Source organism: Candidatus Halocynthiibacter alkanivorans (assembly GCF_003333265.1).
GTDB lineage: Bacteria > Pseudomonadota > Alphaproteobacteria > Rhodobacterales > Rhodobacteraceae > Halocyntiibacter_A > Halocyntiibacter_A alkanivorans.
On record NZ_QOLB01000032.1, the window covers coordinates 1 to 26,607 of the forward strand.

Consider the following 26,607-nt stretch of genomic DNA (forward strand, 5'->3'; position numbering starts at 1 on the left):
AGATGTGTATACGAGCCAGGCCCGCCGCCGCCCCGCCAGCCGCCGCACCAGCCGCGGCGGCCCCGGCGCCGGTCGCGCCTCCCACGCCTCCCGCGCCCCCTGTGGCCAGCGGCGATCAATCCGCCGCCCGTGCCTTTCTCGCTGCGCTTGAAGTCGAAGATCTCAGCCTCACCGATGAGGATCTCACCCCGGCGATGACACGGGTCGGCTCTATGCTGCGGATGATGATCCAGGGGTTGCGCGAAATCCTGATGACCCGCACCTCGATCAAAAGCGAATTCCGCATCGACCAGACCCGCATCGGCGCCAGCCAGAACAACCCGCTGAAATTCTCCGTCAGCGTCGATCAGGCGGTGGAGGCAATGATCCGGCCGCGGCGCAAAGGTTATCTTGAAGCCGACGAGGCCACCCGCCAGGCGCTCGACGATATCAAAGCCCATGAAATCGCCATGGTCACCGGTATGGAAGCGGCGCTCAAAGGCGTGCTGAAACGCCTCGACCCCGCTGTTCTTGAAGATAAAATCGAGACAAGCGGCGGTCTTGGCTCTATCCTCAAAGGCAAGAAGGCGCGCTATTGGGACGTCTACGAAAAAATGTACGCTGAGATAGCCGACCAGGCCGAGAACGATTTTCACGATCTCTTCAGCCGTGAATTCGCCAAAGCCTATCAAGAGCAGATGGACAAGCTGAAATGATGTGGTTTCAGCCTGACCAGAATGACAAGTTTTTCGGAGGTGTTTGTGTCCTGGGATAGTAAAGTACTTTGGAGCGAAGGGCTGTTCCTGCAGCCGCATCACTTCCAGCAATCGGACCGCTATACCGAAGCGCTGGTCGCAGGGCTGGCCCGGCGTCTTGGCTCGTATTGTTGGGGGCTCAGCGCCTTTGAAATCGATGATGAGGTGCTGAAAGTCGGCCAGTTCGCGCTGAAATCCTGCTCCGGCCTGACGCCCGACGGCGCGGTGTTCCGGGTGCCGCAAACCGAAGACCATCCCAAAGCGCTGCAGGTGCCCGCCACCATCAAGGACTGCGTGGTCTATCTCTCGGTGCCGCAACGGCGTCAGGGCGCTACTGAAGTGGATCTCACCGGAGCGGAACAATCTGCCACCCGGTTCCGCGCCTCGGAGCTTGAGATTGCCGACACTGTCAGTGTGGATCGCAAACCGGTCACGCTCGGGGTGGGCAAACTGCGGCTGCAATTCGCGCTGGAAGTTGATGACATGGCCGACCGGCTGGCGATTCCGATTGCCCGCATCATTGAAGTGCGCCCGGACAGCGAAATCATTCTCGACAGCGGCTTTATTCCCAGCTGTCTCGACATCCGCGCAGCAGCGACCCTGCACGGGTTCATGCGCGAAATGGAAGGGCTGCTGGCGCATCGCATGCAGGCGCTTTCGGGCCGGCTGTCTGAGGGCGGCGGCACCCAGGGTGTGGCCGATATCTCCGACTTCCTGCTGCTGATGGTGGTGAACCGGTCACTGCCTGTATTCCGCCATATGATCCAGATCGAAAACATCCACCCCGAGCGCGCCTTTGCCAGTTGCCTGGCGCTGGCGGGCGAGCTGGCGACCTTTATGGCGCCGGAAAAACATCCGCCGGAGTTCCCCGCCTACCGCCACGATGACCTGACGGCCACCTTTGCGCCGCTGATCCGCACCCTGCGCCAGTATCTCAGCTCGGTGCTGGAACAGACCGCAGTGGCAATCCCGCTGGAAGAACGCAAATACGGCATCCGTGTCGGGGTCATTGCCGACCGCAAACTGCTGGGCAATGCAAGTTTCGTGCTGGCGGTCAAAGCCGACATCAAAATCGAAGACCTGCGCCGGCATTTCTCCAGCCAGTCCAAAATCGGCCCGGTCGAGGAAATCCGCCAGCTGGTGAACTCGGCGCTGCCCGGCATCACCCTGCGCCCACTACCGGTGGCGCCGCGCCAGATCCCGTATCACGCCGGAGTGGTGTACTTCGAACTGGATGCCGACAGTCCTTACTGGGGCAAAATGACCACGTCGGGCGGCATTGCGGTGCATATCTCCGGCGATTTCCCGGGGCTGAATATGGAACTCTGGGCCATTCGCCAGGGCTGAAATCTGAAGGATCTGAACGATGGCTGACAACGACCCGTTCGCAAACCCGGACGACAGCGAAAAAACGGTGATCAAACCCAACCCGGGCGGACGGCGCACCATGCAGCCGGCCCAGCCTGCCGCCGCGCCGCAGCCCGGCCCGGCAGATATCCCGGCGCCGGCCCAAGGCGGCGGGCAGGGCTTTGGCGTGCCTCCGGCCTCCTCTCAGCCCCAGGCCGCTGCGGCAGCGCCGCGAAGCAGCGGCGGCGCGGATGCCAATGTCGCGGCGCAGTCGATGACTGGGATGAACCAGCTCAACGCCTGCGGCTCAACCCTGTTTTCGCTGGTTTCCCGCATCCGCAACCGCGCTCAGCATATGGACCCCGACAAGCTGCGTCAGAGTGTGGTTGCCGAGGTGCGTGCCTTTGAAAACCGCGCGTTGCAGGCCGGCATTGACGCCCAACAAGTGAAAATCGCCCGCTACGCCATCTGTGCCACGCTGGATGACGTGGTGCTGAACACGCCCTGGGGCGGCCAGTCGGTCTGGGCGCAACAGTCGATGGTCGGCACTTTTCACCGTGAAACCGTCGGCGGCGACCGCTTCTTTGATCTGCTGGCGCGGCTGGAAGCTGACCCGGGCAACAACACCGACCTGCTGGAATTCCTGTTCATGTGCCTCTCCCTCGGGTTTGAGGGGCGCTTGCGGGTGGAGCAGGGCGGCGGCGACAAACATATGCAGATCCGCACCGGGTTGGCGCGCATCATCCGCGGCCAGCGCGGCGCGGTAGAATGGGACGTCTCGCCCCACTGGCAGGGGCTGGACCGGCCACACAAAGCGCTCTCGGCCTGGCGCCCGGTCTGGATCGCTGTTTCGGTGACACTGCTGCTGCTTGCCGGCGGCTTTATGGCGCTGAGCTATGTGCTGGGCGGTTCTACCGAACGGCTGCTGGGTCAGCTCTCGGTGCTGGACAGCGGCATCCCCGCGGCGCTTGAAAGGCGCGCACCACCGCCGCCGCCACCACTACCGGTGCTGCTGGTGGACAGCCAGATCGAAACCGTCACCGGTTTTCTGGAACAGGAAATCACTGAAGGCATCGTCGAAGTATTTCAGGACGCCAATACCATCACCGTGCGCATCGCCGGCTCCGGCATGTTTGGCTCCGGCTCTGACCATCTGGAGGATGCGTTTGACGTGCCGCTGGCCCGGGTTGCGCGCGCTTTGAATGAACAGAGCGGCCCGGTGATTGTTGTCGGTCACTCTGACAATGTGCCGATCCGCTCCTCGCGTTTTCCCTCCAACCTGCACCTGTCGCTGGCGCGTGCCCAATCGGTGATGAAAACCATCGCGGCTCAGATCGATGACCCTGGCCGGCTGACGGCGGAGGGCCGCGCCGAAAAAGATCCGATCGCGCCCAATAACACCCGCGCCGGCCGCGCCAAAAACCGCCGCATCGAAATTGTACTGATAAGGGCAGGTTCCCAATGATCCAGCGTTTGCTCCGGGCTTTAAAATCCACCTATTTCTCGATCCTGTTCTTCACCCTGGTGCTTTCGGTCTGCCTGTGGTTTTTTGGCAGCTGGATCGGCTCTGACACCTGGCGTCCCTTTGACAGCGTAAAGTCCCGCCTGATCACCATCGGCATCCTCTGGGGCATCGCATTTTCCCTGCTGATCCTGGTGTTCTGGCTGCGCCGGCGCCGCGAGCGCAAACTGACCGAGGAAATCGTTGAATCGGTCGACACCGATACCGAAGACGAGATCGTCAAAGCCGAGCTGGAAGATGTGCGCGACAAGCTGCGCCTTGCAATGAAACAACTGCGCAAATCCAAACTGGGGCGCAAACATCTGTATCAGCTGCCCTGGTATGTGATTATCGGCCCGCCTGGCGCCGGAAAAACCACGGCAATTGTGAATTCCGGCCTGCAGTTCCCGCTTTCCGACGGGCTGGGTAAAGCCGCCATCGGCGGCGTCGGCGGCACCCGCAACTGTGACTGGTGGTTCACCAACAACGCGGTGCTGATCGACACCGCCGGGCGTTATACCACCCAGGAAAGCGACGCCGAAAGTGACAACGCCGGTTGGCTCGGTTTTCTCAGCCTGTTGAAAAAACACCGCAAACGCCAACCGGTGAACGGTGCGCTGATCGCCATCAGCCTCTCAGATCTCTCGCTTCAGGATGAACAGACCCGCAAAGGCCACGCCAATGCGGTGCGCCGCCGCCTGCATGAGCTGCGCGAAAAACTTGGGGTGCGTTTTCCGGTCTATGTGCTGTTCACCAAGGCCGATCTGGTGGTGGGCTTTACCGAGTTCTTTGAAACCATGGGCAAAGAGGAACGCGAACAGGTCTGGGGCTTCACCCTGCCGCTGGACAAACGCAAAGGTAAAAAAGCCGCTGCGGGTGCCGACATGTCACCGGTGCGCGCCTTTGATGACGAATTTTCGCTGCTACTGGGCCAGCTCAACGCCCAGTCGCTGGAGCGCATGCAGACCGAGACCGACCCCCAGCGCCGCAGCCTGATCGCGGGGTTCCCCAGTCAGCTGGCTTCGGTGCGCCCGGTGGCCAAAGATTTTCTCTCTGAAGTGTTCCAGGACAACCGCTTTGAAAAACGCCACATGCTGCGCGGGGTCTATTTCACCTCCGGCACCCAGGAAGGCACGCCGATTGACCGCCTCATGCTGGGCATGGCGCGCACCTTTGGCATTGGCCGCCAGGCCATCGGCACTGGCCGGGGCAGCGGGCGGTCCTATTTCCTCACCCGGCTGTTTGAAGGGGTGATCTTCCCCGAAGCCGGGCTGGTTTCGGCGGATGACAAGGTCGAGCGGCGTTACCGCTGGAGCAAACGGCTTGCCATTGCCGCCACCCTGATTGTGGCGGTCACCACCGGCACGCTCTGGACCCGCAGCTATCTTGGCAATCAGGCGATGCTGGAAGATGTCGCGGGCCGGGTCAGCGCCTACCGCACCGCCGCCGCTGCCATCCCCGGCAGCCCGGTGGGGGACACCGATCTGCCCTCAGTGACTTCCGCGCTCAATACACTGCGCGACATGCCGGGCAATCCGGTGTTCGGCCAGCCCGAACCCGAACGCCGCCTGACCTGGGGGCTTTACCAGGGCGAAGTGGTCGGCACCCAGGGCGCGCAGACCTACCGCGCGGCGCTGAACGAGCATCTGCTGCCACGCATGCTGCTGCGGCTGGAAGAGCAGATGAGCGCCAATATGAACAGCCCGGACCTGCTTTATGAGGCGCTGAAAATCTACCTGATGCTGGGCCTGCAAGGCCCGATGAATGCCGATCTGATCAAAGACTGGATGGCGATCGACTGGTCGCTGGCCTATTCCGGTGCCAGCCGCGCCCCGCTGCGTGAAGACCTCGCCAGCCACCTTGAGGCGCTGCTGTCCCAGCCGATGACCGAAATCGCGCTGAACGGGCCACTGGTGGAACAGATCCAGGGGTTGCTCTCAGAAATGCCGCTGGCGCAACGGGTCTATAACGGCATCATCAACAGCCCTGTTGCCACCAGCCTGCCCAAATGGCGCATCACCGATATCGGCGGCCCGGCGGTAACCCGCGTGCTGGTGCGCTCGTCTGGCAAACCGCTGAACGAGGGCATCGACGGCATCTTTACCTACGTGGGTTTCAACGAGGTGTTTCTGTCAGAAGCGCTGGGTGTTGCCAAACGCATCCAAAGTGAAAGCTGGGTGCTGGGCCCGCGCGGCGAAGCGGCGCAGAGCGAAGAGGTGCTGCTGGCGATGAGCCGCGATGTGCTCGATCTGTATTACAACGACTATATCGCCAAATATGACGCCATCCTCGGCGACATCGACATCATCCCGATGGAATCCCTCAGCCACGCGGTCGAGGTCACCAATGTGCTGTCTGGTCCGACCTCACCGATCTTTAACATCCTCACCTCAATCGCCGGGGAAACCCGGCTGACGGAAGACCGCTCGCTGCTGGACGCCACCGGCGTGACCGAGGGCCTGTCCGCAGTGTCGCGGCTGGAGATGCGCTCCAACCTCAATGTCCAGGGCCAGATTTTCCTCGAAGCCCTGAGCAATTCCTCCGCCTCCGGCTCTGGCCGCGAACCGCCCAAAGCACCCGGCGTTTATGTTGAAGAACGCTTTGCCTGGCTCAATGATCTGGTGGCCCGTCCCGACGGTCAGGCCTCACAACTGGACGCGATGATGTCGACGCTGACCGAGGTCTATCAGGAGCTGAACAAACTCTCTTTCTCCGGCGGGCTGGGCAACAGCGATGGCAATGGCGGCGCTGCGATTCAGCGCTTTCAGGCCGCCGTCAGCCGGGTGCCAGGCCCGATGCAGCGCTGGGCCACCCAGATCGCCAGCGGCAGCTCCGGTATCACCGCTGACGGCACCCGTGCTTCAATCAACGCGCGCTGGCAGTCCCAGGTGTTGCCGTTTTGCGAACAGGCGCTGGCCAACCGTTATCCGTTCAACCGCCGCGCTCAGGCCGATGTGGCGCTGCAGGACTTTCAGAAACTCTTTGCGCCCGGCGGGCTGATCGACGGGTTTATCAATGAAAACCTGTTGAAACATATCGATACACGCTCAAGACCCTGGACATGGAAAGCGGTGAACAATGTCGACCTTGGCATGTCCCCCGCCGTGCTGCGCCAGATGCAATACAGTGTCGAAATCCGCGACGCGTTTTTTACCAGCGGTGCCACGCCCGCAATCAAGTTTCAGATCACGCCTGAGGCGCTCGACCCCAAGGCCCGCAAAGTGGTGCTGGAAATCGATGGCCAGCCAATTCAGTTCAGCCACAAAGACGGGCGCGCCACCCCCGCCGCCGTGACCTGGCCCGGTTCTGTCGGCATGGCGCGGGTCAGCTTTGAGCCCGACAAACGCAATATCGAAAGCGTGGTCTCCAAAGACGGGCCCTGGGCCTGGTTCCGCCTGCTGGACGGGGCGGAGGTGCGCAATACCAACGTCTCAGACCGCAAGCGGGTGATCTTTAACGTTGGTGGCCGCATCGCAATCTTTCAGCTGCAGTCGGGTTCGGTGCTGAACCCGTTCGCGCTGCCGGCGCTGACAAAATTCAGCTGTCCGAAGTCGTTTTGATGGCGGGGGAATTTGCAGCCTTTGGCAAGATGCCGGCGCTGGGCGATTTCTTCCGGCTCAACCCGCCGCCCGGTTTCGTCCCGGTTTGGGATGCCTGGCTGCAGGCCGGGCTGCTCACCGCCCGCGCCCAGCTCGGAGACCGCTGGGACGCCTGTTACATGTCGGCGCCGATCTGGCGCTTCAGCCTCGCCGCCGGTCTTGCCGGCCCTGCGCCGCTTCTGGGGGTGATGATGCCCTCAGTGGACCGGGTCGGACGGCAGTTTCCGCTCACCCTGGTGGTGCCCGTCCCAGCCGCGTCAGTGGTGCCGGACAGTGCGATGGAACGTGGGTCTGAGCGTGGGCCAGAGCGTGGGCCAGAGAGCGGGTCAGAGAACGTGCGCAGCAGCGGGCCCCCGCGCCTGACAGGGCGTGGATATGGCTGTCGGTCTGGCAGCGACGCCGGCAGCACCGGCAGCACTGGCAGCACCGGCAGCACCGGCAACAACAGTGCCGCAGTGTTCGCCTGCCATCTTGGCTCCGCCCCCCTGTTCGAAACGCTGGAACTGCTGGCGCTGGACACGCTGGACGACGCCATGAGCCGGGAGCGCCTTGGTGACGCCCTGGCCAGCCTTGCCCGCCTGGATGGCAGCGGGGGCGCCGCCGGCACAGGTGCCGGCGGCGCCCGGCTCGACTGCGGCCAGGGGATACTTACGCTGCAAACCGGCTTCGCTGAGGCCGCGTTAATTGGGGCTTACGCCGCTGCGACTGGCCCAGATGCGGCTGATCGCGCTGCGGCTGACGCTACTGACCCTGCTGCGACACTCCAAAGAGACGCCGGCCCGGGCGGCGCCTTACCGGATGGGACGGGCGGCGGCGATCTGAGCCAGGCCCTGGCCGCTGCGCTGATTGCACCAGACTACCGCCGTCCATCGGTCTGGAGCATGCACAGCCAGGGTGAGCAGCGCCTGATCGCCTTTGAAGGGCTGCCCCCGGCAGCACAGCTTGCAGCCCTGTTTGATCTTCACGCGCCGCTCTGGCGCAACAGAGAGGCGGCCGAATGACAGCCACCCATCACATCCGCTACAGCGCCACCACCCATGTCGGGTTGAAACGCCAGGTGAATGAAGATGCCATCCTGGCGCTGCCAGAGCTCGGCATCTGGCTGGTATCGGACGGTATGGGAGGCCACGAGGCCGGCGATTACGCCAGTCGGCTGATTGCGGATGCGGTGGCGACGCTGCCCGAGGGCATGAGCCCGATACAGACCCGCCAGGCGGTGGATGATGCGCTTCAGACCAGCCACGGGCTGATCCGCGCTGAGGCCGGACGGCGCGACAAAGGCACCATCGGCGCCACTGTGGTGAGTTTCATGGTGGCAGAGGGGCATTTTTTGTGTTTCTGGGCCGGGGACAGCCGGCTCTACCGCTTTCGTCACGGTGAAAGCATCGAGATGCTGACCACCGATCACTCCGTCGTGGCCGCTTTTGTTGAAAGCGGTCAGATGAGCTGGGACGAGGCCGAACTGCATCCGCAATCCAACGCCATCACCCGTGCTGTCGGCGTCGGCGAGACTCTGGAGCTGGACATGATCCGCGGTGAGATCCTGCCCGGCGACCGGTTCCTGATCTGTTCAGACGGGCTGACCAAATATGCCACATTTGACATTCTGCAACGCGCGATGAACCACACACCGATCGAAATTGTCGCCGACAAACTGTTGCAGATCGCGCTGGACGGTGGCGGCGGCGACAATATTTCGGTGATTGTGGTCGATGTGATCTGAGCGCGGGCCCGGCGCCGGCGGGCCGTGCGCGGGGACAAAGCGCAGGGGCCGTGCTCTTGGCACGGTCGGGCGCGGGCGCTCTGGCGGGGGCGCAACGGGGCGAGAGGCCAGCGGCAGAGCTGCGCGCAGGGGGCGGGCCACCGGACCGGCCGGGCGCGGGGCCGGGCGCAACCAATTCAGCGCCGTATCTGCGACGACATCTGCGAATATGCCGGAGACGGCCCGGGACCTGGCCGGCCGGAGCGGTGACGGACCGGGGGCGGTATTTGTCTGCGGGCAATGGCGGTCTGCTCCGGTAACAGAAGGGGCCTGGACAGACCGCGGTCACAGCCGTCTGGTTGCACGGCCCTCAGGGGCGCGCGGTGGTCAGGATCCGGCTGTCAAAAGAGAAAATTTCGCTGCCACCGGCACGATCCGCTGCTGCCAGCGCTTCGGCATATCCGGCTGCCGATTCCGTGGTGGGCCGCAGCCCGTCAAACAGCGGCTGGCGCGAATAAAAAACCACCACCTTGGATTTCCCCAGCGTGCTGTCATCGACCAGAAATGCCAGTTTGCTGGTATTGGCCGCCTCACCAAGACCAAAAGCCACCCGCACCGGCACCGCACCTTGGGCGCCCTGGCGCAGCGCGGCGACCGCATTGTCGGGCCGGTTCAGATTGGGCAGCAGATGGAACACGTTGCCGGTCACATCAATGATCGACACCCAGAGATAGCCAATATCCAGATATTCCGGCAACACCACATCAATCACCGGGTTTTCACCAACAAAATACCGCCCGCCGGGGTTCTCTTCGCCGCTTTTGCCAAAGCGGAACGTAATGTCGAGTTCGCCGGACTGGGCCTGGGGCAGATAGCTCTCAATCAGACACAGCGACGGGTTCAATACTTCCACATCCAGCGCCACGCCGCGATCCCCGGCAATGGCCTGGACCGCGTCAAAAACAGCCACCCTTGAAGCGGTGGCGGCCAGCCGGCCGGATATGGTCACGGTGGCGCCCAACGCAAACCCGTTTTCCGGCAGGGACGGGGTGCGCAGAGCACCGCAATCGGCGTTCTGTTCCAGCACCGGTCGCAGCATTTCAGCGGTCAAAAGCCGCGGGCCCAGCGCGATGTCTGCGCTGCCTTCCAATGCCCCGGGCAGGCCACTGCGTTTGAATTCATCCGCCAGCCTCTCGCGCAGATCGCGGTCCGTGGTCAGGCCGGTTAAACGGGCCGAATTAGAACTCACGGCCAGCCGCCACTCTTCCAGCGGCATCGCCTTGGCGACGGTGGCGAGAATATCCGCACCCCAGCTCTCGGCGATCTTGCCGGTGGCGAGCGTCAGCTCCGCAGTGCCGCCGGCGGCAGTGACATGGTTTTCAAGCTCGGTCAACACGTCGGGCGAGGGCACATAACCCACCGCCCGCAACGGGCCGTTTTCCGGCTTGTCCACAATCAGCGTATAGGGGTCGGCCAGCGGGTATTTTGGCCCCAGCAGCCCGTCAAACACGCCGCTGAAATAGCCGCCGGCGCCAATTGCCAGCAGCGCGGCAATGCCCAGAACGGGAACCAGCGCCCCGCGCTTCTTTTCAGATTTTGCAGCGGCGGGCGCGGGCTTTGCTTTCGGCACGCCCAAAATCTCTGGCTCTGTGCCTGTCGCTGCCCCTAACTCCGGCCCCGGCAGGGGGTCCGCAGCGGGCGGCGAAGTCTGAGGCGCGGCATCCGGCGCTTCAGCAGCGGGCATAGGCGTTGCGGCGGCCGTGCCCGGAGCGGCGGGGGGCACTGTCAGCGGCCGTTGTGCCTGGGCATCAAAGGCGGCGGTGGGCGCGATAAACTCCAGCACCTCCAGCGCATTCTGAAACCGGCGCTCCGGCAGCGGGTCCGACAGGCGCTCAATCAGCGTTTTGAACGGCTCCGGCAGGTCTGCGGTATCCAGCGGTTTGCCCTTGTTCTGCAGCACTTCCATCGGGTTGGCACCAATGTCGGGGGTCTTGCCGCGATAGACCGCCAGCAACAGCGCCCCCAGCGCGTAGATGTCAGAGCGCACATCGGTCTGGCCGCTGAGCTGCTCCGGCGCCGCATAGGCGTATTTGCCGGCAAACTCATTGCCAACTATGGTTTCCGCGCCGGGGTTGGTGTCCTTGGCGATGCCAAAATCAATGATCACCGCATCTGAGGGCACATCGCCGCGCAGGATGATATTGTCCGGTGACAGATCCCGGTGCACGATGTTGTGCGTATGCGCTGCATGTAACCCTTCGGCGACGCGCAGCCCCACCGCCATCAGATCCTGTGCCGCCATGCCACCGGCGCGCATCTTCTGATCCAGCCCCGGCCCGTCGACAAAATCCATCACCAGATAGACAGTGCCGTCTTCCATGCGCTGGTTTTCCGAATAGCGAACCACCGCGTCGTGGCGGATGTCGCGGATCTCTTCTTCCCGCGTCATCAGCACCAGGAAATCATCGTTGCTGGCATATTCCGGACGCAGCGCTTTCAGCGCCACCACCCGTCCGGAAATTTCACTGTGGGCGCGGTACACTTCTGACGTGCCGCCCCGGCCCAGCACGGTTTCAATCCGATAGGTGTTGTTTAACAGGTCTCCGGGCTGGAATGTGTCGCCGGGTCTGGAATCGCTCATATCAATCCTGTCCGTTCAGATCTTCGTTCGGTTCCGCCGCCTGCAAATCGGGGCCGCATATTGGGGCCAGTGGTCCTGGCCGCTCCGGCGGGCCGCTCAATTAAGGCCGGCGCTCAGCTCCCGTCAGTCCGGTTCGCCTTACAGGCCCTGCAAAACCGGGCCGTGTGGTCCTTATGCTGGCTGGCGGTTATCAGAGCACAACCGTGCCCACGATTGCCCGCCTCTGCCAGCCTGCAACCGGCCCGGTGCAGCGTGGATCAAAATAACCTAGCTCATAGCCTGGAATTCCACCCGGCGGTTGCGGTCGGCCCGCGGATCCGCCGCATCCAGCGGGAAACTTTCACCAACCCCGACCGCATGCAGTTTTTCTGCCACCACACCACAGTCAGAGACCAGGTAACGTTTCACCTCCTGGGCGCGCAGCAGCGACAATCGCTCATTATACTGCGCCGAGCCCGAGGAATCGGTATGGCCGACAATACGGAACTCACCGCTTTCGGGCGCAGTAAGCACCTGGCAAAGCGATGCCAGTTTGGGCTTCTGGTCGTTGCGCAGAGCGGAGGAGTCAAAATCAAAGGAAATCTGGATGTTCACCTGATCCTCAGTTTCCAGCTTCACATAGGTCGCCGCGGCGGCAGAGGGTGCCACCACGCTGCTGTCTTCCACTGGTTCCCCGGGCAGGCCAGTGGAGGGGGCCAGGACCAGCCCCCGGGTTTTCTGACGGGCAAAAATTTCCGCAATTTCTTCGGCGCTCAGCTCAGAAGAATCTGTCGTCTGGGCCAGGCCGGGCGCAGCGGCCCAAAGTGTGAATGTCAGGGCGGCAGCAAAGGGAATAATAATTTGTTTCATGGGAGTAGTTAGTCTCCTGAATAAAATCTGAATTTCACCGTATAGCAAGGATCCCCTTGCCACAAAGCTTTTTCGGTTGTCGCGGCCTGTGTCGGGAAGGGCCTGCACAGACCCTTGCGAAATTTTCGTTGGTCAGGTTAAACTTAATGCAAGATGGAACCACAGTTTCAACAACAAAAGTTGGTACAGAATGCGCTATCTGCCCGCCGTTATCATTGCGATCTCTTTGCTGCTGACACCGGTGGTCTGGTACCTGGCCCCAATTGTGATTTCGGTAGAAGAAACCTTTGACGGTCCGGCGATTGACAGCGGCGCCCGCATCGAGATCGAGATGATGCGCCAGCAGCTGGAAAGCCTGCAGGACAAGCTCGCTTCGCTGGAAACGCAACTTAACTCTGCTGCCCGTGGACCGGTGACCTATTCGGATCAGGACGGCGTGGTGCGCGACGGGCCCAATACCATTATCGATGCCTATGCCCAGGTGGTGCAGATCGCGGACCGGCGCAATGTGAACAGTTCACTGTCTGTCGCCAGCCCGGATTTTCTCGAGGCTACCCTGGGGCGGCCGCGCGCCACGCTCAGCGACAAATGCGAAGCAATGACCAACGAGACCCTGCTGGATATGCTGATGCTGGAATCGGTCGGCCCGATCCGGGTCCGCATGCTGTCCCCGGCGATCGAGTCGCTGCGCCGGGTGTTTGACGCCATTGATGCCACCGACCCGGATCTGTTTCAGCGCATCAACACCGCCGGTTCGCTCTGTGTGCGCCAGATCCGTGGTACGGTTGGCCGGCTCTCAAGCCATTCTTTCGGCCTGTCGGTCGATCTCAATATTGACGGCGCACTGGACACGCTGGGCGACGGCAAAACTCAGTTGGGCCTCACCATCCTCGCGGATTTTTTCAAGACCGAGGGCTGGATCTGGGGCGCCGGGTTCAGCCGCGAGGATTCGATGCATTTTGAAGTCAGCCGTGAGAAGGTTGAAGAGTGGCGCAGCCAGGGGTTGATCTGAGCGGCCTGATCTGAACCGGGCGGTCTGCGGCGGGCGATATGAACCGGATGGCCTGAACCGGGCGATCTGAACCAGACAGGCAGAATCGGGCGATCTGAGACGGGCCTGTCTGAAGCGACGCTGATCTGAAGCGGTCCGCTGAGGGGCCGGGCGCCTGCACAGTGGTCGTCGGTTCGGCACTGAAGTTAAGTGAAGGCATTTGTCAGGAGTATATCGTTTTGGGTTTTCCGGAGTTCACTGCATCCCGCCTGACCGGCACGCTGCGACTGCTGCTGCTGTCATGTTTGCTGCTGTTGCCCCTTTCCGCGCAGGCCCAGCAAAGGGTGGCGCTGCTGGTGGGCAATGCCAATTACCTCGATCCGACGCTGTCCCTGCGCAACCCGGCCAATGATGCGCGCGCGCTTGGCGACCGGCTTGAAACGCTGGGCTTTCAGGTCACCCGCGCCATCGACATGGATCAGGCTGAAATGAGCGCGCAGATCGCCCGCTTTCAGACCGAGGCCGCCGGCGCTGAGATCGCACTGTACTTCTATGCCGGCCACGGGGTGCAGATTGGCGGTGAAAACTATATGATCGCCACTGATTTTCAGGTGTCTGACGCGGCGAACCTGGCCGCTGCTTCGGTGCCGATGGGCGCGGTGCGCGACGCGTTTGCCGCAGCCAGGCCTGATCTTGGCGTGCTGATCCTGGACGCCTGCCGCAACAATCCCTTTGTCGACGCTGGTGTGGTCGAGCGCGGTCTCGTACGCACCAAGGGCGTTACCGGAATGTTGATCGCCTATGCGACGGATCCCGGCAATGTCGCCTATGACGGCATCGGCGAAAACAGCGTTTTTACCAATGCGCTGCTCGATCACATTTCCACGCCTGGGCTGGACGCACGGCTGATGATGGGGCGGGTCCGCCAGCAAGTGGTGCTGGAAACCTTTGGCGAACAAGTGCCCTGGGTCGAGGAATCGGTGCTGGGGGAATATTCCATCGCGCCGGCAGACCCCGGTGCGCCGCAGCAAAGCGATGCGGTGGCTGCCGAGATTGCGCTCTGGTCCGAAGTCAGCACGCGCGCGCAGGTGCAGGGCTTTGAAACCTATCTGAAACGCTACCCCAGCGGTCTGTTTGCCGCCTTCGCCGAAGACCGTATCGCACTGCTGACACGCGTCGATACGGATGAAACCGATCTGAGCACCACCACCGGCACCCTGCTGGCCAGCGCCGATCCAGGGCAGGTCTCCGCCGCGCTTTCCGCGCTGGGGCTGTTGCCGCTGCAACGGGGGCTGACCCGCGCCAACAACCGCGAGTTGACCGCCGCCTTCCGCAATTACCGCCAGCAAACCCCGGACCCGACCAGCGCCACCCCCGGCCAGCTCTATGATGATGCCGCCCGGGTCTCGATGGTGTTTGCCGCCAGCACCGCACAGCGGATCCGCACCGATATGGTGGCCTTAAAAAGCGTTCAGACCACCCTGGTGATCGCAGAAGACGCCACCGCGCAGATCCGCAATATCGCGCTGAGCAACGCCGACGCACTGCCGGTTCTGGCCGATGCCGAACGCGATCTGAACGCGATCCGCGACGCCCGCCAGGTGATTTTACAGCGGCTGGACCAGAGCCGGGACTATTATGAGCTGATCCTGAACCGGGCGATTCGATTTGTCCCCGACACAGCCTCGGTCTCCCTGCTGGGCTCCTCTGAGCGCCAGCGCGGCCTGGGCCAGCTCGACCAACAAGTGTTCCAGGACGCAGAGCAGTTCTTAGAACATGTGAAAAATGCAGATGAAGCACGGAAAGGAAGTTATTCATGGCTGACAGATCTTTTGCCGGACTGACCCGGCTTATTGCCGCCGGCGCGGTGTTCTCGCTTGCGGCCTGCACGGCGGTGCCAAGCATCAACACCTCGGCCCAGGCCCGCGCCGACGCCAAACAAAACCTGAGCCAGAGCCAGGCGGATCCTGAACTTGTGAAACGCGCGCGCGCATTGCGCAAAACCGTACTTCAGGGCGCCGCCGCCGGTGCAGGCGTTGGCACGGCCATCGGCTTTGCGCTGGACCAGGATGACGGCGCACTTCAGGGACTGAAAATAGGCCTCGGCAGCGGGCTGCTGGCGGGCACCTATGTGGCCCATGTGCAAAGCAATTTTATCACCAGACAAAGCCGCCTGCGCCAGATCAAATCCGATCTGGATGACTCCGCCCGCGAGATCGCCACCACCATCACTGTGATGCGCGATGTGCTGGTGCTGCAAAAAACCGAACTGGCAGCGCTGAAGGAAGAGGTGCTGGCCGGGCGCGCAGAAGCCAGCGTGCTGGACGCTGCACTCAGCGTCGCCAACAGCAACCTGGAACAGATGCAGATCGCGGTCGATGGCGCTGTCGGCCGTCAGGACGAATTCAACAAAGCCCGGGGCCTGGTGCTGGTTAATGATACTACCAGTTCTATCGACAGTGAACTCTCCAGCCTGAGCATGCAGATTGCCTCCATGAAAGCCATAGCATCGGATCTGGCCAATGAACTTTAATCGCCCCCAAACACGTATCCTCAACGCTTTTGCCTTGCTGAGCCTTGGCGCACTTGCCGGCTGCGTCAGCACCGACGACCCTTCTGAGGGTGGTTTTTTTGAAGGGGTCTCCGGCATTGCCAGCGGCAGCTATGAGGCCGGTATAGAAGCCCAGCAAGACGAGGTCGCCGCCGCCGAAGCCCGCAACGCTGCTCTTGGCGCCGAGCAGGGCCAGGTGACCGGTGATCTGGCCTCGGTACGGGCTGAAATCGCGGCGCTGGAACGTGACATGACCCGGCTGAAATTTGACATATTGCAAAAGAAAAACGCGCTGGGAGTGCTGCCGCCCGCGCTGAACGCCAGGGTGCAGACCACGCTCAACACCGTCAGCCCGACCGGGACGGACAGCAGCCGGCTTGCCAGCCTGCGCCGCTCCGTGGCCAATGCCCGCGCCCTGTCGGCAGAACTGACCCAGCTTGCCGGCTGAGCCAGCCGCCGGGTCCTGCGCGGGCGCCGTCGCGCCGCAGTTTCACCGGGCGCCACACCTGCGACGCTGCCCCGGAGCCGTCACCGGAGCGGGCACTGGACCTGCTACGGGTCCCGGCCTACACTCGGGCGATGCGGCAGTTTAGCCGCCTCCCGGCTGGCCTCCCGGCTTGTTTGGGCCGGGCGTGTACTGGTCAGGGTGATGTGTAAAATGCGCGCCGGGGGCATTGATCGCGCCCGATGTGAAAATTCGGGCGGTGCGTACACAGCGCCTTACCCGGATCGCTGGCACGCTGGCACGCTGGAACGCGGCACGGCGACGTTGCGGCGCTCTGGCTGGAAAATACCGCCTTATTCTGGCGGCACAACTGTATAGACCTGGCGCCCACAGCCGCCGTTTTTCGCTGTTGACCTGATTGAAGCAAAGGCCCGGTATGACCCTGTTCCGCACTTTCGCCACCACCGTCTTTTTGCTGGTTTCACCGCTGACCAGCGAGGCGGCAGGTGACCGTATCGGCCTGGTGATCGGCATGTCGCAATATGACAACATCCCGGATCTGAAAAACACCGTCAATGATGCGCGGCTGATCTCAGAGACGTTGGACGGCATCGGCTTTAAAGTCACCACCCTGATGGACGCGCCAATGGCGGAGCTGATGGACACGATCGACGATTTTTCCTTCCGTTCCGAAACCGCCGACCTGGCGCTGATCTATTTCGCCGGCCACGGGGTCGAAGTTGAAGGCGAAAACTTTTTGGTGCCAGTGGATGCCGACGTGCGCTCCAACCGCGATATTCAACGCCAGTCGGTGTCGCTGAGCCAGTTACTGACGGCGGTGGACCGGGCGCGCAAAATGCGCATCGTGATCCTGGATTCCTGCCGCAACAACCCGTTTGGCGACGCGCTGGCGCGGTCCGAACCGGGGCAGGGCGCGGCTCAGGGCGCGGACAACAATAACGGATCCGACCTGCGCAGCAGTGCCGGCGGGCTGGCAGTGCCAAGCCCCGACCGGGGTACGATGGTGGCCTTTGCGGCGCGCGACGGCCAGGTGGCGCTGGACGGCGAGGGGGACAACAGCCCCTTTGCGATGGCGCTGGCACAAACCCTGGCCCGGCCCGGTCTGGAAATCAGCCTGATGTTCCGCCAGGTGCGCGACCAGGTGCTGGCCAGCACCTATAACCTGCAGGAGCCCTATACCTACGGCTCGCTCACCAGTATCCCGTTCTACCTTGCCGGCCCGGCCGAGGGCAGTGAGGCGGTGGATATTGCCGACCCCTCCGTGGCCTGGACCAAAATCCGCCCGGATCAGGAAGTGCAGATGGCAGCGCTGGCGCAGGGCGGCGACACCCGCTCGATGCTGGGGCTGGCCTATATGCGCCTGAACCCGGAAGGCAGCCGATTTGATCCCTCTGAGGCGCTGGATTATCTCAGCCGTGCCGCCGCCGCCGGCTCGCCCGAAGCGCAGTTTGAACTGGCCAAGCTTTATGAACGCGGCATCGGCACCGCCCAGGATCCGGCGCGGGCTCTGGCGCTGTACCGGGCGGCGGCGGACCAGGATTTTGCCGATGCGATCAATGATCTTGGTTTCATGAATTACCAGGGCCTTCTGGGCCTGCCGCAGGACCCGGCCAAAGCGCTCGCGCTGTTTGAACGCGCCGCCGATCTGCGCCACCCCCAGGCGATGTTCAACTTTGCGGCGCTGATTGACGACGGGCTGATCCCGTCCAAATCACTGGAAGACGCCGCAGGTTATCTGTACCAGGCCCTGCGCAGCGGCAGCACCGATGTGCTGAACCTGCTCAGCGACCGCCCGACGATGTTCAAACTGGAAACGCGCCAGGCGCTGCAACGCCGGCTGCGCGACAATGAATTCTATGACGGCACCATCGACGGTGATTTCGGCCCCGGCACCCAACGCGGCATCCGGCTGGCCTACGGGCTCACCGGCTGAAGCGGCCGTGATATCTGTGCTGCCAGAGCGGACGGCAGAGGTGTTGATCAGCTTGGCGTTCCGTGATTGGGTTCTGACAGATTGAATTATCAGTCGTCAGGGGGAAGACATTGGACCGCAACACCAAGCTGCAGAACTTTATCGATGCGACCAGGGTTGCGATCCGCGCCCGTGCCACTGACCACCCCGACATGATGCCAATGGCGGACCGGGTGTTCTCCGCTCTGGAAAACGCCCGCACCGCGCCGGAACCCGCCGCAACGCGCAGCACACCGGACAATGGTGCCCGGCCCCCTGCAGCCCGGCTGCCGGCCTGTAGCTATTTCAACAGCGCCATGGATGCGGCACGCGCGGGTCCTGCAGTGGTCGCTGCACTGTCAGAGGCGCTGGCCGAAATTGAGCCGGATCTCAGCTGGACCCGCCGGCGCGGAATAACACCGCAGGACGGCGCGTTCTATGACAGCCACGCCAATGCAATCCTAGTCGGCAAAGGCGGGCTTGAACATCATGACGCGGTGACCATCGGCATAAGCCTGCTGGCGCCGGGCATGCCTTACCCTCGCCACCGCCACCCTCCCGAAGAACTATATGTCGTGCTGACTCCCGGCAAATGGATGCAGAATGACGGAGCATTCGTGACCAGGCGCTCCGGCGATCTGGTTTATAATGCCCCAGATATTTGGCACGCGATGCAGGCCACAGATGCGCCGTTGCTGGCCATCTGGTGCCTGTGGTCGGAGACATAACCGGACGCGGATGCGGGCCTGTTCTGCGCTCGCCAGCAGGTTCAGTGCACTCAGCCTTTGGCGCCTCTTTTCTGCATAAACAGCACCAGCGGCACAAAGACGGAGAGGAAAAACAGCCGGGTGATGTGGTGGATGGCAACAAAGGTCGGATCCGCATCCATCAGCGCCGCCATGGCAATCATCGTCTCCAGCCCGCCGGGCGCAAACGCAATAACCACATCAATCAGCCGGATACCGGTGAGCCAGGACACGGCCGCAGCAAAAATGCCCGACAGCACCAGCCCCAGCATTGTGGTCGCCAGACCGCCAAGCGCCGCATGGCGCAGCTCGGCGCCACTGACGCCGGAAAACCGGGTGCCGATCAGCGTGCCCATGATGGCAAAGGCGGCCACCGAAAGCGGCTGAGGTGACAGACCGGGTGTCCAGCCCATACCATGGCCGATGGAGGAGACAATCATCGCCCCGATCAGCAGGGCGGCGGGCACCCTTATGCGCCCCAGCACCAGACCCAGCACCAGTGCCAGCACCGCCAGCACCGCCAGATGCAGCAGCGAAATCACGTCGCCGACTGGCGCGCGCATTGCCATGTCCACATCGGTCGTCACGGCGATAACAAAGGGCACCATCAGCGTCAGCACCAGCACCCGCACCGACTGAATCACCGAAATCAGTGGCACATTCGCGCCGGTGTCGGACCCAAGGCTCAGCACGAAACTCAGATGCCCCGGGCTGGAGGCCAGCAGCGCGGTGGTGGGATCCAGCCGGAACAGGTTGGTCAGGATCCAGCTGCTGCTCAGCATCAGCACCGCAAGCCCGAGGCTCATGCCAATCAGGCTGACCGGCCAGGCGGCGGCAGATTGCAATGTCTCCGGTGTCACGCTCGAGCCAAGCGCCAGCCCGATCACCAGAAAAACAGTGTTGCGCAGTTTGATCGGGATATGAGTTTTCAGCCCCAGCAGCCCGGCCAGGGTGACCAGCATCGCCGGCCCGGTCAGATAGGGAGCGGGCACCGACAGCCAGACGGCGATCGCGGCGCCGACAGCGCCGGTGGCCAGGGTGTTTGCGACGGTCAGAAAACTGTTTTGCGTGCTCATACTATGTCCTGGCGGTTTGTTACTGGTCTTATATCCAACAAAAAGGGCGGGGGCACCCGTCCGGTGCCCCCGCCCATATTTTTACACCAGTGCCGTTCATCTCAGCACCCGGCGCCACATCAGTCGGTGACCCGCTGAGGTTTTTTCAGCAGTTTGCGCATGAACATCGGTGCGACAAAACCTGTAATCGCCGCCACCCAGAGCCCGATTGCAATCGGGGAAGAGAACAGATAGCTCGCCTCGCCATCCGAAAGCACCATGGCGCGGCGCAGGGCGTCTTCCATGTTGCCACCCAGCAGAATGCCGAGGATCACCGGCACGGTCGGGATGTCCAGCTTACGCAGCACATAGCCCAGCACGCCAAAACCGATCATCAGCAGCAGGTCAAAGTAACTGCCCGACAGGGAATAGATGCCGACAAAGGAAATCATTGTCACGCCCGGCAGCAGGATCGCCGGTGGCACCTGCAACACACGTACAAAGACCTTCACCATCGGCACGTTCATCGCCAGCAGCACGAAATTGGCGATCAGCAGCGAGGCAATCAGGCCCCAGACCACTTCCGGTCGCTCTGTGAACAGGGTCGGGCCTGGAGTGATATTCAGCGTCATCAAGAGCGCCAGCAGAACCGCGGTGGTACCGGAACCTGGCACACCCAGCGTCAGCATCGGAATCAGCGCACCACCGGCAGAGGCATTGTTCCCTGCTTCAGGCGCGGCGATGCCCTTGGGCACACCAGTGCCAAATCCGCCTTTTTCACCGGCAATGGATTTTTCGGTCATATAGGCCATGAAACTGCCAAGCGAGGCGCCCGCACCGGGCAGAATGCCGGCGATAAATCCAACGCCCGAACTGCGCAGCATGGTCCATCTTGTGTCCCAGATATCCTTCCAGGGCACGGTTACTTTTTCCAGTTTCACCCCCACAGCGGAGCCTTTGCCGTGGCTTTCGATAAAGAAGAACACTTCCGCGACCGCAAACAGACCGACAATGGCAACAAGGAAGTCGATGCCGTCATAGAGATGCAGGTTGCCGCCGGTCAGACGGGGTAAACCGGACGTATTGTCGACACCGATCATCGCGATGCCTAGGCCCAGACAGGAGGCCAGCGCCGCTTTGGCCTGGTTGTTGCTTGCCATGCCGCCGAGCGTACAGAACGCCAGCAGATAGAGCGCGAAATATTCGGCCGGGCCAAAGACATAAGCCACACGCGCCAGCATCGGAGCCAGCAGCATCAGGCCGATGGTGGCCAGAAATGCACCCACAAAGGACGCCACGCCCGACAGCACCAGCGCATCTCCGGCACGGCCGGCTTTGGCCATCGGATAGCCATCCAGCGTCGTCATCAGCGCAGGTTCATCGCCGGGAATGTTCAGCAGGATCGAACTGATACGGCCGCCATACATCGCGCCGTAATAGACTGAGGTCATCAGAACCAGCGCCGAGGTGGCGTCCAGTCCGAGCGTGAAGGTGATCGGGATCAGAATGGCCACGCCATTTGACGGGCCCAGACCGGGCAGGGCGCCAATGATGGTGCCGAGAAAACAACCGATCACGGCCAGCATCAGCGTATAGGGCGAAGCGGCGATTGAAAAACCAAGCGCCAGGTTATCAAGAATTTCCATATCCTGGTCTCCTATCCGGCCAGGGCTGCAGGCAGAGCAACAAGCCCAAGCCCAAGCGCATATTTAAAGATCACAAACAGGCCGGCGGACAGCCCGGCACCTGAGAGCACAGCCGCTTTGGGACGCGGCGATATCTGATAGCTAAGGACTCCGGCGGCGAGGGCCGTGGGCAGCAGGAAGCCAAGCGGTTTAAGCGCATAAGCATAAGCCACCAGCACCAGTACTGAGACGGCCAACGCACCAAGTGTCTTCATTGCGGGCCATTCCGGATCCTCATCCGGACGCAGCACCATGAAAATTGAACTAATCGCCGCCACCACTCCAATCAGGATGGGGAAGGCTTTCGGACCCACAGGGTCGCTCAGGAAACTGGTCTGGATCTGAACGGCGCTCGCGATATACGCGAGCGCCAAAAGCGCCATGACCAGACCAAAAATCCGGTCACTGGCCATTACTGGATCACTCCCAGTTCTTTGCTCAACTCGCGGACTTCTTCGACCACGCCGTCAATGTAACCCTGGAAGTCGCCGCCAACCTTGGTGAACGGTGCCAGACCATTTGCCGCCATGGCTTCTGCCCACTCGGGGGAATCAGCCACTTGCTGCAGACGGCCAGCCCACATGTTGAACGTGTCATCAGAGACGTCTTTTGGCACGTAGAGACCACGCCAGTTCACCGCAACCACGTCATAACCCTGTTCTTTGGCAGTCGGGATGCTGTCAAAACCAGGCACGCGCTCATCGGTCAGAACCGCCAGCACGCGTACGTCGCCGGATTTCAGGAAGCCAACCACTTCGGACATGTCACCAGTCATCGCCTGGGTGAAACCGCCGATGGTCTGAGTGATCGCATCTGCGCCACCGTCAAGGCTGATGTATTTGATTTTGCTGATGTCGGTAAAACCGGCACGCTGCAAGAGCATCAGCGGTTTCAGATGGTCAAAACCACCGGTGGCAGAACCGCCGGCAAAAGCGACCGAACCCGGATCCGCAAGGATCGAATCGATCAGATCATTCAGCGACTGGAACGGGCTGTCCTTGCCCACAACGATCACGCCCGGATCGGCACCAATGGCACCGACAAAACGGACCTGATCCGCAGTCATGCCCGCATAAGCGTTTTGCGCCAGACGCGTTGAGGTGGCCGAAGAGGCCGCGATGATCAGATTGTCGTCGTCGCCACGCTCGGTGACCACATAGTTGTAAGCCAGACCGCCGCCGGCACCGGACATATTGGTGACCTGGATTGGCTTGTCGACCGCACCAATATCAAACATGATCTTGCCGATCTGACGGCAGGTGAAATCCCAGCCGCCACCGGGGTTCGCCGGTGCAATACATTCAGCAGCCTGTGCCGAAACACTGGTGGCGCTCATGCCGATAACAGCGCTCACCGCGAGCGCCTTCAGAATACGAGTTTTCATTTTATTCCTCCCATTTGACATCCGGGACTTCTCCCGCACATGTTTAAGAATGCGGACGCGAACCTGACATGAACCTGTCACGTGCTGCATTTTTGGGGGACGCAGGGTGAGATTTCTACTGGTTGAGGACAATATTCAGCTGGCCAGCGCGGTGGTCGACCGCCTGACGCTTGACGGTCATGCGGTTGATCATGCTGATACAATTTCTGCGGCACATGCCTGTATAGCTGCGGCCAGTTATGACTTGATATTGTTGGATATTATGTTGCCTGATGGCGACGGGCGCGACTTTCTGGCGGCGCACAGACGGGCGGCAAACAAAACGCCGGTGATCGTGCTGACAGCACGCTCTCAGGTCTCGGACCGGGTCGGTTTACTGGATCTTGGCGCCGATGATTACATCACCAAACCTTTTGAATTTTCCGAGCTCGAAGCCCGCTGCCGGGCGGTTTTGCGCCGCCAGGGCGGCGTGGCGGATAACCGCCGAAGCTTTGCAAATACCGTGCTTGATTCGATGGCGGCGACACTTTCTTTTGACAGCACCGAAAGAAATTTACGCAATCGTGAACTGCGGCTGCTGGAAATATTCTATGGCTCGCCAGGGCAGATTTTCACCAAATCCCACCTGATGGACCGGCTGTTTTCCTTTGATGAAGAGGCCAGCGAAAACGCCATTGAAGTCTATATCGGCCGGCTGCGCAAAAAGCTTGAAGGCTCGGCAGCAAAGATCGAAACCGTGCGCGGTCTGGGCTACCGGCTGGTGGCGGTTTCGTGATGTTCTGGCCGGCTAAATCGTCGATCCGGCGGCGGCTGACGGTGCAGTTGCTGGTGATCGCGGCGGCGCTGTCGCTGGTGTTTTTTCTGATCGTGCGTGTCATTGCGGACCAGGCCGCCACCGCCACCCAGGACAATATTCTGCTGGCCTCGGCTACGTCGATTTCGGACGCGCTCTACTCTGAGCGCGGCGCGGTGACCGTGGAAATACCCTATTCGGCGCTCTCCATGCTTGGCACGATTTCGCAGGACCGGGTGTTTTATCGGGTCAGCGAGGGCGGGCGCACCCTGACCGGATATGACGATCTGCCGCTGCCGGATGTGGCGCCGCGCGCCGCGCAAAGCCGGTTTGACACGTTCTTGTACCGCGGTGAAACCGTGCGCTCTGTGGCGGTGTCGCGCACGGTCAGCTCCGGCGGCAGCAATGTTGATGTGACAGTGGTGGTGGCGCAGACCCGGCTGGGCCTGGCGCTGATCTCGTCGCGCATCTCGTTTTTTGCCGCTATTTTTGGTGTGTTGTTTTTCCTCGTGGCCACCGCACTCTCCCTGCTTGCGGCGCAATCGGCGTTGTCGCCACTGGAACGGCTGAAACAATCGCTGCAGCGGCGCGGGGCCCATGATCTGCGTCCTGTGCAGGCGGAACTGCCGGACGAGCTGACACCGCTGGTGGACGCGCTGAACAATTTTATGGGCCGGCTGCGCGCTTCCCTGGCCCAGTCCGAGGATTTTATCGCCGAGGCCGCCCACCGGGTGCGCACCCCACTTGCGGTGGTGCGGGCCCAGGCCGAGATTGCGCTGCGCCGGGTGGAGCGCCCTGAAAACAAAACCAGCCTGCGGGAAATGATCCGGGCGGTGGACGAAAGCTCGCGCTCGGCGGGGCAGCTGCTGGACCACGCGATGGTGACGTTTCGAACCGACGCGCTGGCCGATGACGAATTTGACCTGGCTGTGGTGACCAAATCGGTCTGCGACCACCTGCTGCCGACCGCAGAACTGAAAGACATTCTGCTGATCCAGCAGTTTCCCGACACCCCATGCCCGTTCAGAGGGGACGCGATCCTGATGCAGAACGCCCTGCGCAATGTGCTGGACAATGCGCTGAAATATTCCCCGGCTGACAGCACCGTGCACATCGGTGTGGACAGTGATGATCAGGGCTACCGGATCTCCTTTAACGACCAGGGCCGCGGTTTTGGCAGCAGCGATGTGGCCTCGCTGACCCAGCGGTTCTCGCGCGGCAGCAATGTGGCCGATATCGTCGGCTCCGGCCTCGGGCTGACCATCGCGGACGAGGTCGCGCGTGCACATAATGGCCGGCTTGAAATCTCCTCCAACCCAAAGGGACCCGGCGCATGCGTTTCGCTTATTTTTCCGCAGCCCTGACAACATTTGCGCTCAGCCTTGTCTTCAGCATAGGCCTCGGCCTGTCTCAGACCCGGGCTTATGTCATCGAGGATCACCGCAATTACACCTGGCCTGGTGACAGCTCAATCCTGCGCATCATATCCACAGCCGATGTGAATGTGTTTGAACCAATCATCGTTGAGTTTCAGCGCAGCTATCCGGGTATCACTGTGGATTACACCATCGTCAGTTCCACGGAGCTGATGACGGCGCTGTACGAGGAGGGGGCCAGTTTTGACCTGGCGATTTCCTCGGCGATGGATCTGCAGACCAAACTGGCCAATGACGGCTTTGCCCAGAGCTATCGCTCTGATGCCACCGACGCGCTGCCCAAATGGGCCAGCTGGCGCGGCCAGGTGTTTGCCTTCACCCAGGAGCCGGCAGTGCTGGTGATCTCGGAGGCGGCGTTTGAGGGCATGGAACTGCCGCGCACCCGCGAAGATGTCATCACCCTGCTGCGCGACAACCCGGAGCGGTTTTCTGGCCGGATTGGCACTTATGATGTGCGTATTTCCGGGGCTGGGTATCTGTTTGCCACCCAGGATTCGCGCAATACCGACAGCTACTGGCGGCTGACCGAGGTGATGGGACGGCTGAACGCGCAGCTTTATGGTGGCTCGGACGAGATGATCACCGATGTGGCCAGTGGCCGGCTGGCGCTGGCGTATAATGTGGTCGGCAGCTACGCCGCTTCGCGGCTGGCCGACAGCCCCGGTATCCGCATCCTGCAGTATGACGATTTTCTCAATGTGATGCTGCGCAGTGTGCTGATCCCGGTGACGGCGCAAAATCCGCGCGGCGCGGGTCTGATGATCGACTTTCTGGCGACGTTGGACACCCGCGCCGGGCTCGAACGTCTCACCAACCTGACCCCGGTCAAATCGGATCTCTACGCCACCAACAGCGCCTCAAGGCCGATCCGGTTAGGGCCCGGGCTGCTGGTGTTTCTCGATCAGTTGAAAAAAGAGATTTTTCTGCGCAACTGGGCCAATGCGATTGAGCAGCAATAGGGCGCGGCGCCGCCTGCCAGGCGGCCCCGCAAGGGCGCGGGTCTTTGGACGGCGCTGCTGGCCAGGGTCGACACCCGCGCCAGTGCCGGGTTTTGCGTCCCTGGCCGGCGCTTCCCCATTGCAGCGTTGAGGTGCAGTGTCCAGGTACGGCCTGTGCCTGTGCCTGTGCCTGTGCCTGTGCCGGGTCCCGGCCGGGTGTGTCCGGGATGTTTTGCCG

At 62.0% G+C, this 26,607-nt stretch carries 21 protein-coding genes; 15 read left to right on the top strand and 6 right to left on the bottom strand.

The window, feature by feature from the left end:
* From tagH to DWA01_RS01730, 6 genes are all read left to right on the top strand, one after another.
* Positions 1-695, top strand: a 695-nt coding sequence (gene tagH / locus DWA01_RS01705) for a type VI secretion system-associated FHA domain protein TagH (RefSeq protein ID WP_114283920.1), incomplete at its 5' end; no start/stop codon positions are given.
* Between the two features lie 45 nt (positions 696-740).
* Positions 741-2,081 carry a type VI secretion system baseplate subunit TssK gene (gene tssK, locus DWA01_RS01710; RefSeq protein WP_114284028.1) on the top strand — a complete coding sequence of 447 codons (1,341 nt, stop codon included), beginning with the start codon at positions 741-743 and terminating at the stop codon, positions 2,079-2,081.
* A 19-nt stretch (positions 2,082-2,100) separates the two neighbouring features.
* The gene (gene tssL, locus DWA01_RS01715) at positions 2,101-3,546 is read left to right on the top strand and encodes a type VI secretion system protein TssL, long form (protein ID WP_114283921.1); all 1,446 of its coding nucleotides are present in this window, start codon (positions 2,101-2,103) and stop codon (positions 3,544-3,546) included.
* Complete coding sequence (gene tssM, locus DWA01_RS01720; RefSeq protein ID WP_114283922.1) at positions 3,543-7,142, top strand: type VI secretion system membrane subunit TssM; 3,600 nt, start codon at positions 3,543-3,545, stop codon at positions 7,140-7,142. Before tssL ends, tssM begins: the two co-directional genes overlap by 4 nt.
* Positions 7,142-8,182: a type VI secretion system-associated protein TagF gene (tagF, locus tag DWA01_RS23235; RefSeq protein WP_200832486.1), complete on the top strand. Its 1,041-nt coding sequence runs from the start codon at positions 7,142-7,144 to the stop codon at positions 8,180-8,182. The genes tssM and tagF overlap by 1 nt, the downstream gene beginning before the upstream one ends.
* The gene (locus tag DWA01_RS01730; protein ID WP_114283923.1) at positions 8,179-8,904 is read left to right on the top strand and encodes a PP2C family protein-serine/threonine phosphatase; all 726 of its coding nucleotides are present in this window, start codon (positions 8,179-8,181) and stop codon (positions 8,902-8,904) included. Before tagF ends, DWA01_RS01730 begins: the two co-directional genes overlap by 4 nt.
* A 349-nt stretch (positions 8,905-9,253) precedes the next feature.
* Here DWA01_RS01730 and DWA01_RS01735 read toward each other — a convergent pair whose 3' ends face one another.
* Complete coding sequence (locus DWA01_RS01735) at positions 9,254-11,524, bottom strand: serine/threonine-protein kinase (protein WP_114283924.1); 2,271 nt, start codon at positions 11,522-11,524, stop codon at positions 9,254-9,256.
* Positions 11,525-11,791: 267 nt separating this feature from the next.
* On the bottom strand, positions 11,792-12,373 hold the full coding sequence (locus DWA01_RS01740) for an OmpA family protein (protein WP_114283925.1): 582 nt from the start codon (positions 12,371-12,373) through the stop codon (positions 11,792-11,794).
* A gap of 190 nt (positions 12,374-12,563) precedes the next feature.
* Here DWA01_RS01740 and DWA01_RS01745 point away from each other — a divergent pair, with 190 nt between their 5' ends.
* The 6 genes from DWA01_RS01745 to DWA01_RS01770 all read left to right on the top strand — a co-directional run bounded on the left by DWA01_RS01745 (position 12,564) and on the right by DWA01_RS01770 (position 19,060).
* Complete coding sequence (locus tag DWA01_RS01745; RefSeq protein WP_114283926.1) at positions 12,564-13,385, top strand: M15 family metallopeptidase; 822 nt, start codon at positions 12,564-12,566, stop codon at positions 13,383-13,385.
* A 161-nt stretch (positions 13,386-13,546) separates the two neighbouring features.
* The gene (locus DWA01_RS01750) at positions 13,547-15,208 is read left to right on the top strand and encodes a caspase family protein (protein ID WP_160115940.1); all 1,662 of its coding nucleotides are present in this window, start codon (positions 13,547-13,549) and stop codon (positions 15,206-15,208) included.
* Positions 15,181-15,897: a hypothetical protein gene (locus DWA01_RS01755; RefSeq protein ID WP_114283928.1), complete on the top strand. Its 717-nt coding sequence runs from the start codon at positions 15,181-15,183 to the stop codon at positions 15,895-15,897. The genes DWA01_RS01750 and DWA01_RS01755 overlap by 28 nt, the downstream gene beginning before the upstream one ends.
* Positions 15,887-16,363 (top strand): hypothetical protein, encoded by a 477-nt coding sequence (locus DWA01_RS01760; RefSeq protein ID WP_114283929.1) that lies wholly within the window; start codon positions 15,887-15,889, stop codon positions 16,361-16,363. Before DWA01_RS01755 ends, DWA01_RS01760 begins: the two co-directional genes overlap by 11 nt.
* A gap of 433 nt (positions 16,364-16,796) precedes the next feature.
* Complete coding sequence (locus DWA01_RS01765; protein ID WP_114283930.1) at positions 16,797-18,314, top strand: caspase family protein; 1,518 nt, start codon at positions 16,797-16,799, stop codon at positions 18,312-18,314.
* 110 nt (positions 18,315-18,424) lie between these two features.
* Positions 18,425-19,060: a dimethylsulfonioproprionate lyase family protein gene (locus DWA01_RS01770; RefSeq protein WP_114283931.1), complete on the top strand. Its 636-nt coding sequence runs from the start codon at positions 18,425-18,427 to the stop codon at positions 19,058-19,060.
* Between the two features lie 50 nt (positions 19,061-19,110).
* On the opposite strand, the gene DWA01_RS01775 is transcribed toward DWA01_RS01770, so the two are convergent.
* The 4 genes from DWA01_RS01775 to DWA01_RS01790 all read right to left on the bottom strand — a co-directional run bounded on the left by DWA01_RS01775 (position 19,111) and on the right by DWA01_RS01790 (position 23,202).
* The gene (locus DWA01_RS01775) at positions 19,111-20,154 is read right to left on the bottom strand and encodes an AbrB family transcriptional regulator (RefSeq protein ID WP_114283932.1); all 1,044 of its coding nucleotides are present in this window, start codon (positions 20,152-20,154) and stop codon (positions 19,111-19,113) included.
* Positions 20,155-20,273: 119 nt separating this feature from the next.
* Positions 20,274-21,779 (bottom strand): tripartite tricarboxylate transporter permease, encoded by a 1,506-nt coding sequence (locus DWA01_RS01780; protein WP_114283933.1) that lies wholly within the window; start codon positions 21,777-21,779, stop codon positions 20,274-20,276.
* 11 nt (positions 21,780-21,790) lie between these two features.
* On the bottom strand, positions 21,791-22,231 hold the full coding sequence (locus DWA01_RS01785) for a tripartite tricarboxylate transporter TctB family protein (RefSeq protein ID WP_114283934.1): 441 nt from the start codon (positions 22,229-22,231) through the stop codon (positions 21,791-21,793).
* Positions 22,231-23,202 carry a Bug family tripartite tricarboxylate transporter substrate binding protein gene (locus tag DWA01_RS01790; protein WP_114283935.1) on the bottom strand — a complete coding sequence of 324 codons (972 nt, stop codon included), beginning with the start codon at positions 23,200-23,202 and terminating at the stop codon, positions 22,231-22,233. Before DWA01_RS01790 ends, DWA01_RS01785 begins: the two co-directional genes overlap by 1 nt.
* A 106-nt stretch (positions 23,203-23,308) precedes the next feature.
* Between DWA01_RS01790 and DWA01_RS01795 the strand changes: the two genes are divergently transcribed.
* From DWA01_RS01795 to DWA01_RS01805, 3 genes are read left to right on the top strand one after another with little or no spacing between them, the layout of a single operon-like run.
* Complete coding sequence (locus tag DWA01_RS01795; RefSeq protein ID WP_114283936.1) at positions 23,309-23,977, top strand: response regulator transcription factor; 669 nt, start codon at positions 23,309-23,311, stop codon at positions 23,975-23,977.
* A complete protein-coding gene (locus DWA01_RS01800) occupies positions 23,977-25,359 on the top strand; it encodes a sensor histidine kinase (RefSeq protein ID WP_114283937.1) in 1,383 nt (460 codons plus the stop codon). The genes DWA01_RS01795 and DWA01_RS01800 overlap by 1 nt, the downstream gene beginning before the upstream one ends.
* Positions 25,329-26,390 carry an ABC transporter substrate-binding protein gene (locus DWA01_RS01805; RefSeq protein ID WP_114283938.1) on the top strand — a complete coding sequence of 354 codons (1,062 nt, stop codon included), beginning with the start codon at positions 25,329-25,331 and terminating at the stop codon, positions 26,388-26,390. Before DWA01_RS01800 ends, DWA01_RS01805 begins: the two co-directional genes overlap by 31 nt.
* The last annotated feature ends 217 nt before the right edge of the window (positions 26,391-26,607 follow it).

Excerpts from the sequence above, each read along its gene's own strand:
- tssL (WP_114283921.1), top strand. The coding sequence starts at position 2,101 with ATGGCTGACAACGACCCGTTCGCAAACCCGGACGACAGCGAAAAAACG.
- tssM (WP_114283922.1), top strand. The coding sequence starts at position 3,543 with ATGATCCAGCGTTTGCTCCGGGCTTTAAAATCCACCTATTTCTCGATC.
- tagF (WP_200832486.1), top strand. The coding sequence starts at position 7,142 with ATGGCGGGGGAATTTGCAGCCTTTGGCAAGATGCCGGCGCTGGGCGAT.
- DWA01_RS01730 (WP_114283923.1), top strand. The coding sequence starts at position 8,179 with ATGACAGCCACCCATCACATCCGCTACAGCGCCACCACCCATGTCGGG.
- DWA01_RS01735 (WP_114283924.1), bottom strand. The coding sequence starts at position 11,524 with ATGAGCGATTCCAGACCCGGCGACACATTCCAGCCCGGAGACCTGTTA.
- DWA01_RS01740 (WP_114283925.1), bottom strand. The coding sequence starts at position 12,373 with ATGAAACAAATTATTATTCCCTTTGCTGCCGCCCTGACATTCACACTT.
- DWA01_RS01745 (WP_114283926.1), top strand. The coding sequence starts at position 12,564 with ATGCGCTATCTGCCCGCCGTTATCATTGCGATCTCTTTGCTGCTGACA.
- DWA01_RS01755 (WP_114283928.1), top strand. The coding sequence starts at position 15,181 with ATGGCTGACAGATCTTTTGCCGGACTGACCCGGCTTATTGCCGCCGGC.
- DWA01_RS01760 (WP_114283929.1), top strand. The coding sequence starts at position 15,887 with ATGAACTTTAATCGCCCCCAAACACGTATCCTCAACGCTTTTGCCTTG.
- DWA01_RS01765 (WP_114283930.1), top strand. The coding sequence starts at position 16,797 with ATGACCCTGTTCCGCACTTTCGCCACCACCGTCTTTTTGCTGGTTTCA.
- DWA01_RS01775 (WP_114283932.1), bottom strand. The coding sequence starts at position 20,154 with ATGAGCACGCAAAACAGTTTTCTGACCGTCGCAAACACCCTGGCCACC.
- DWA01_RS01780 (WP_114283933.1), bottom strand. The coding sequence starts at position 21,779 with ATGGAAATTCTTGATAACCTGGCGCTTGGTTTTTCAATCGCCGCTTCG.
- DWA01_RS01785 (WP_114283934.1), bottom strand. The coding sequence starts at position 22,231 with ATGGCCAGTGACCGGATTTTTGGTCTGGTCATGGCGCTTTTGGCGCTC.
- DWA01_RS01790 (WP_114283935.1), bottom strand. The coding sequence starts at position 23,202 with ATGAAAACTCGTATTCTGAAGGCGCTCGCGGTGAGCGCTGTTATCGGC.
- DWA01_RS01800 (WP_114283937.1), top strand. The coding sequence starts at position 23,977 with ATGTTCTGGCCGGCTAAATCGTCGATCCGGCGGCGGCTGACGGTGCAG.
- DWA01_RS01805 (WP_114283938.1), top strand. The coding sequence starts at position 25,329 with ATGCGTTTCGCTTATTTTTCCGCAGCCCTGACAACATTTGCGCTCAGC.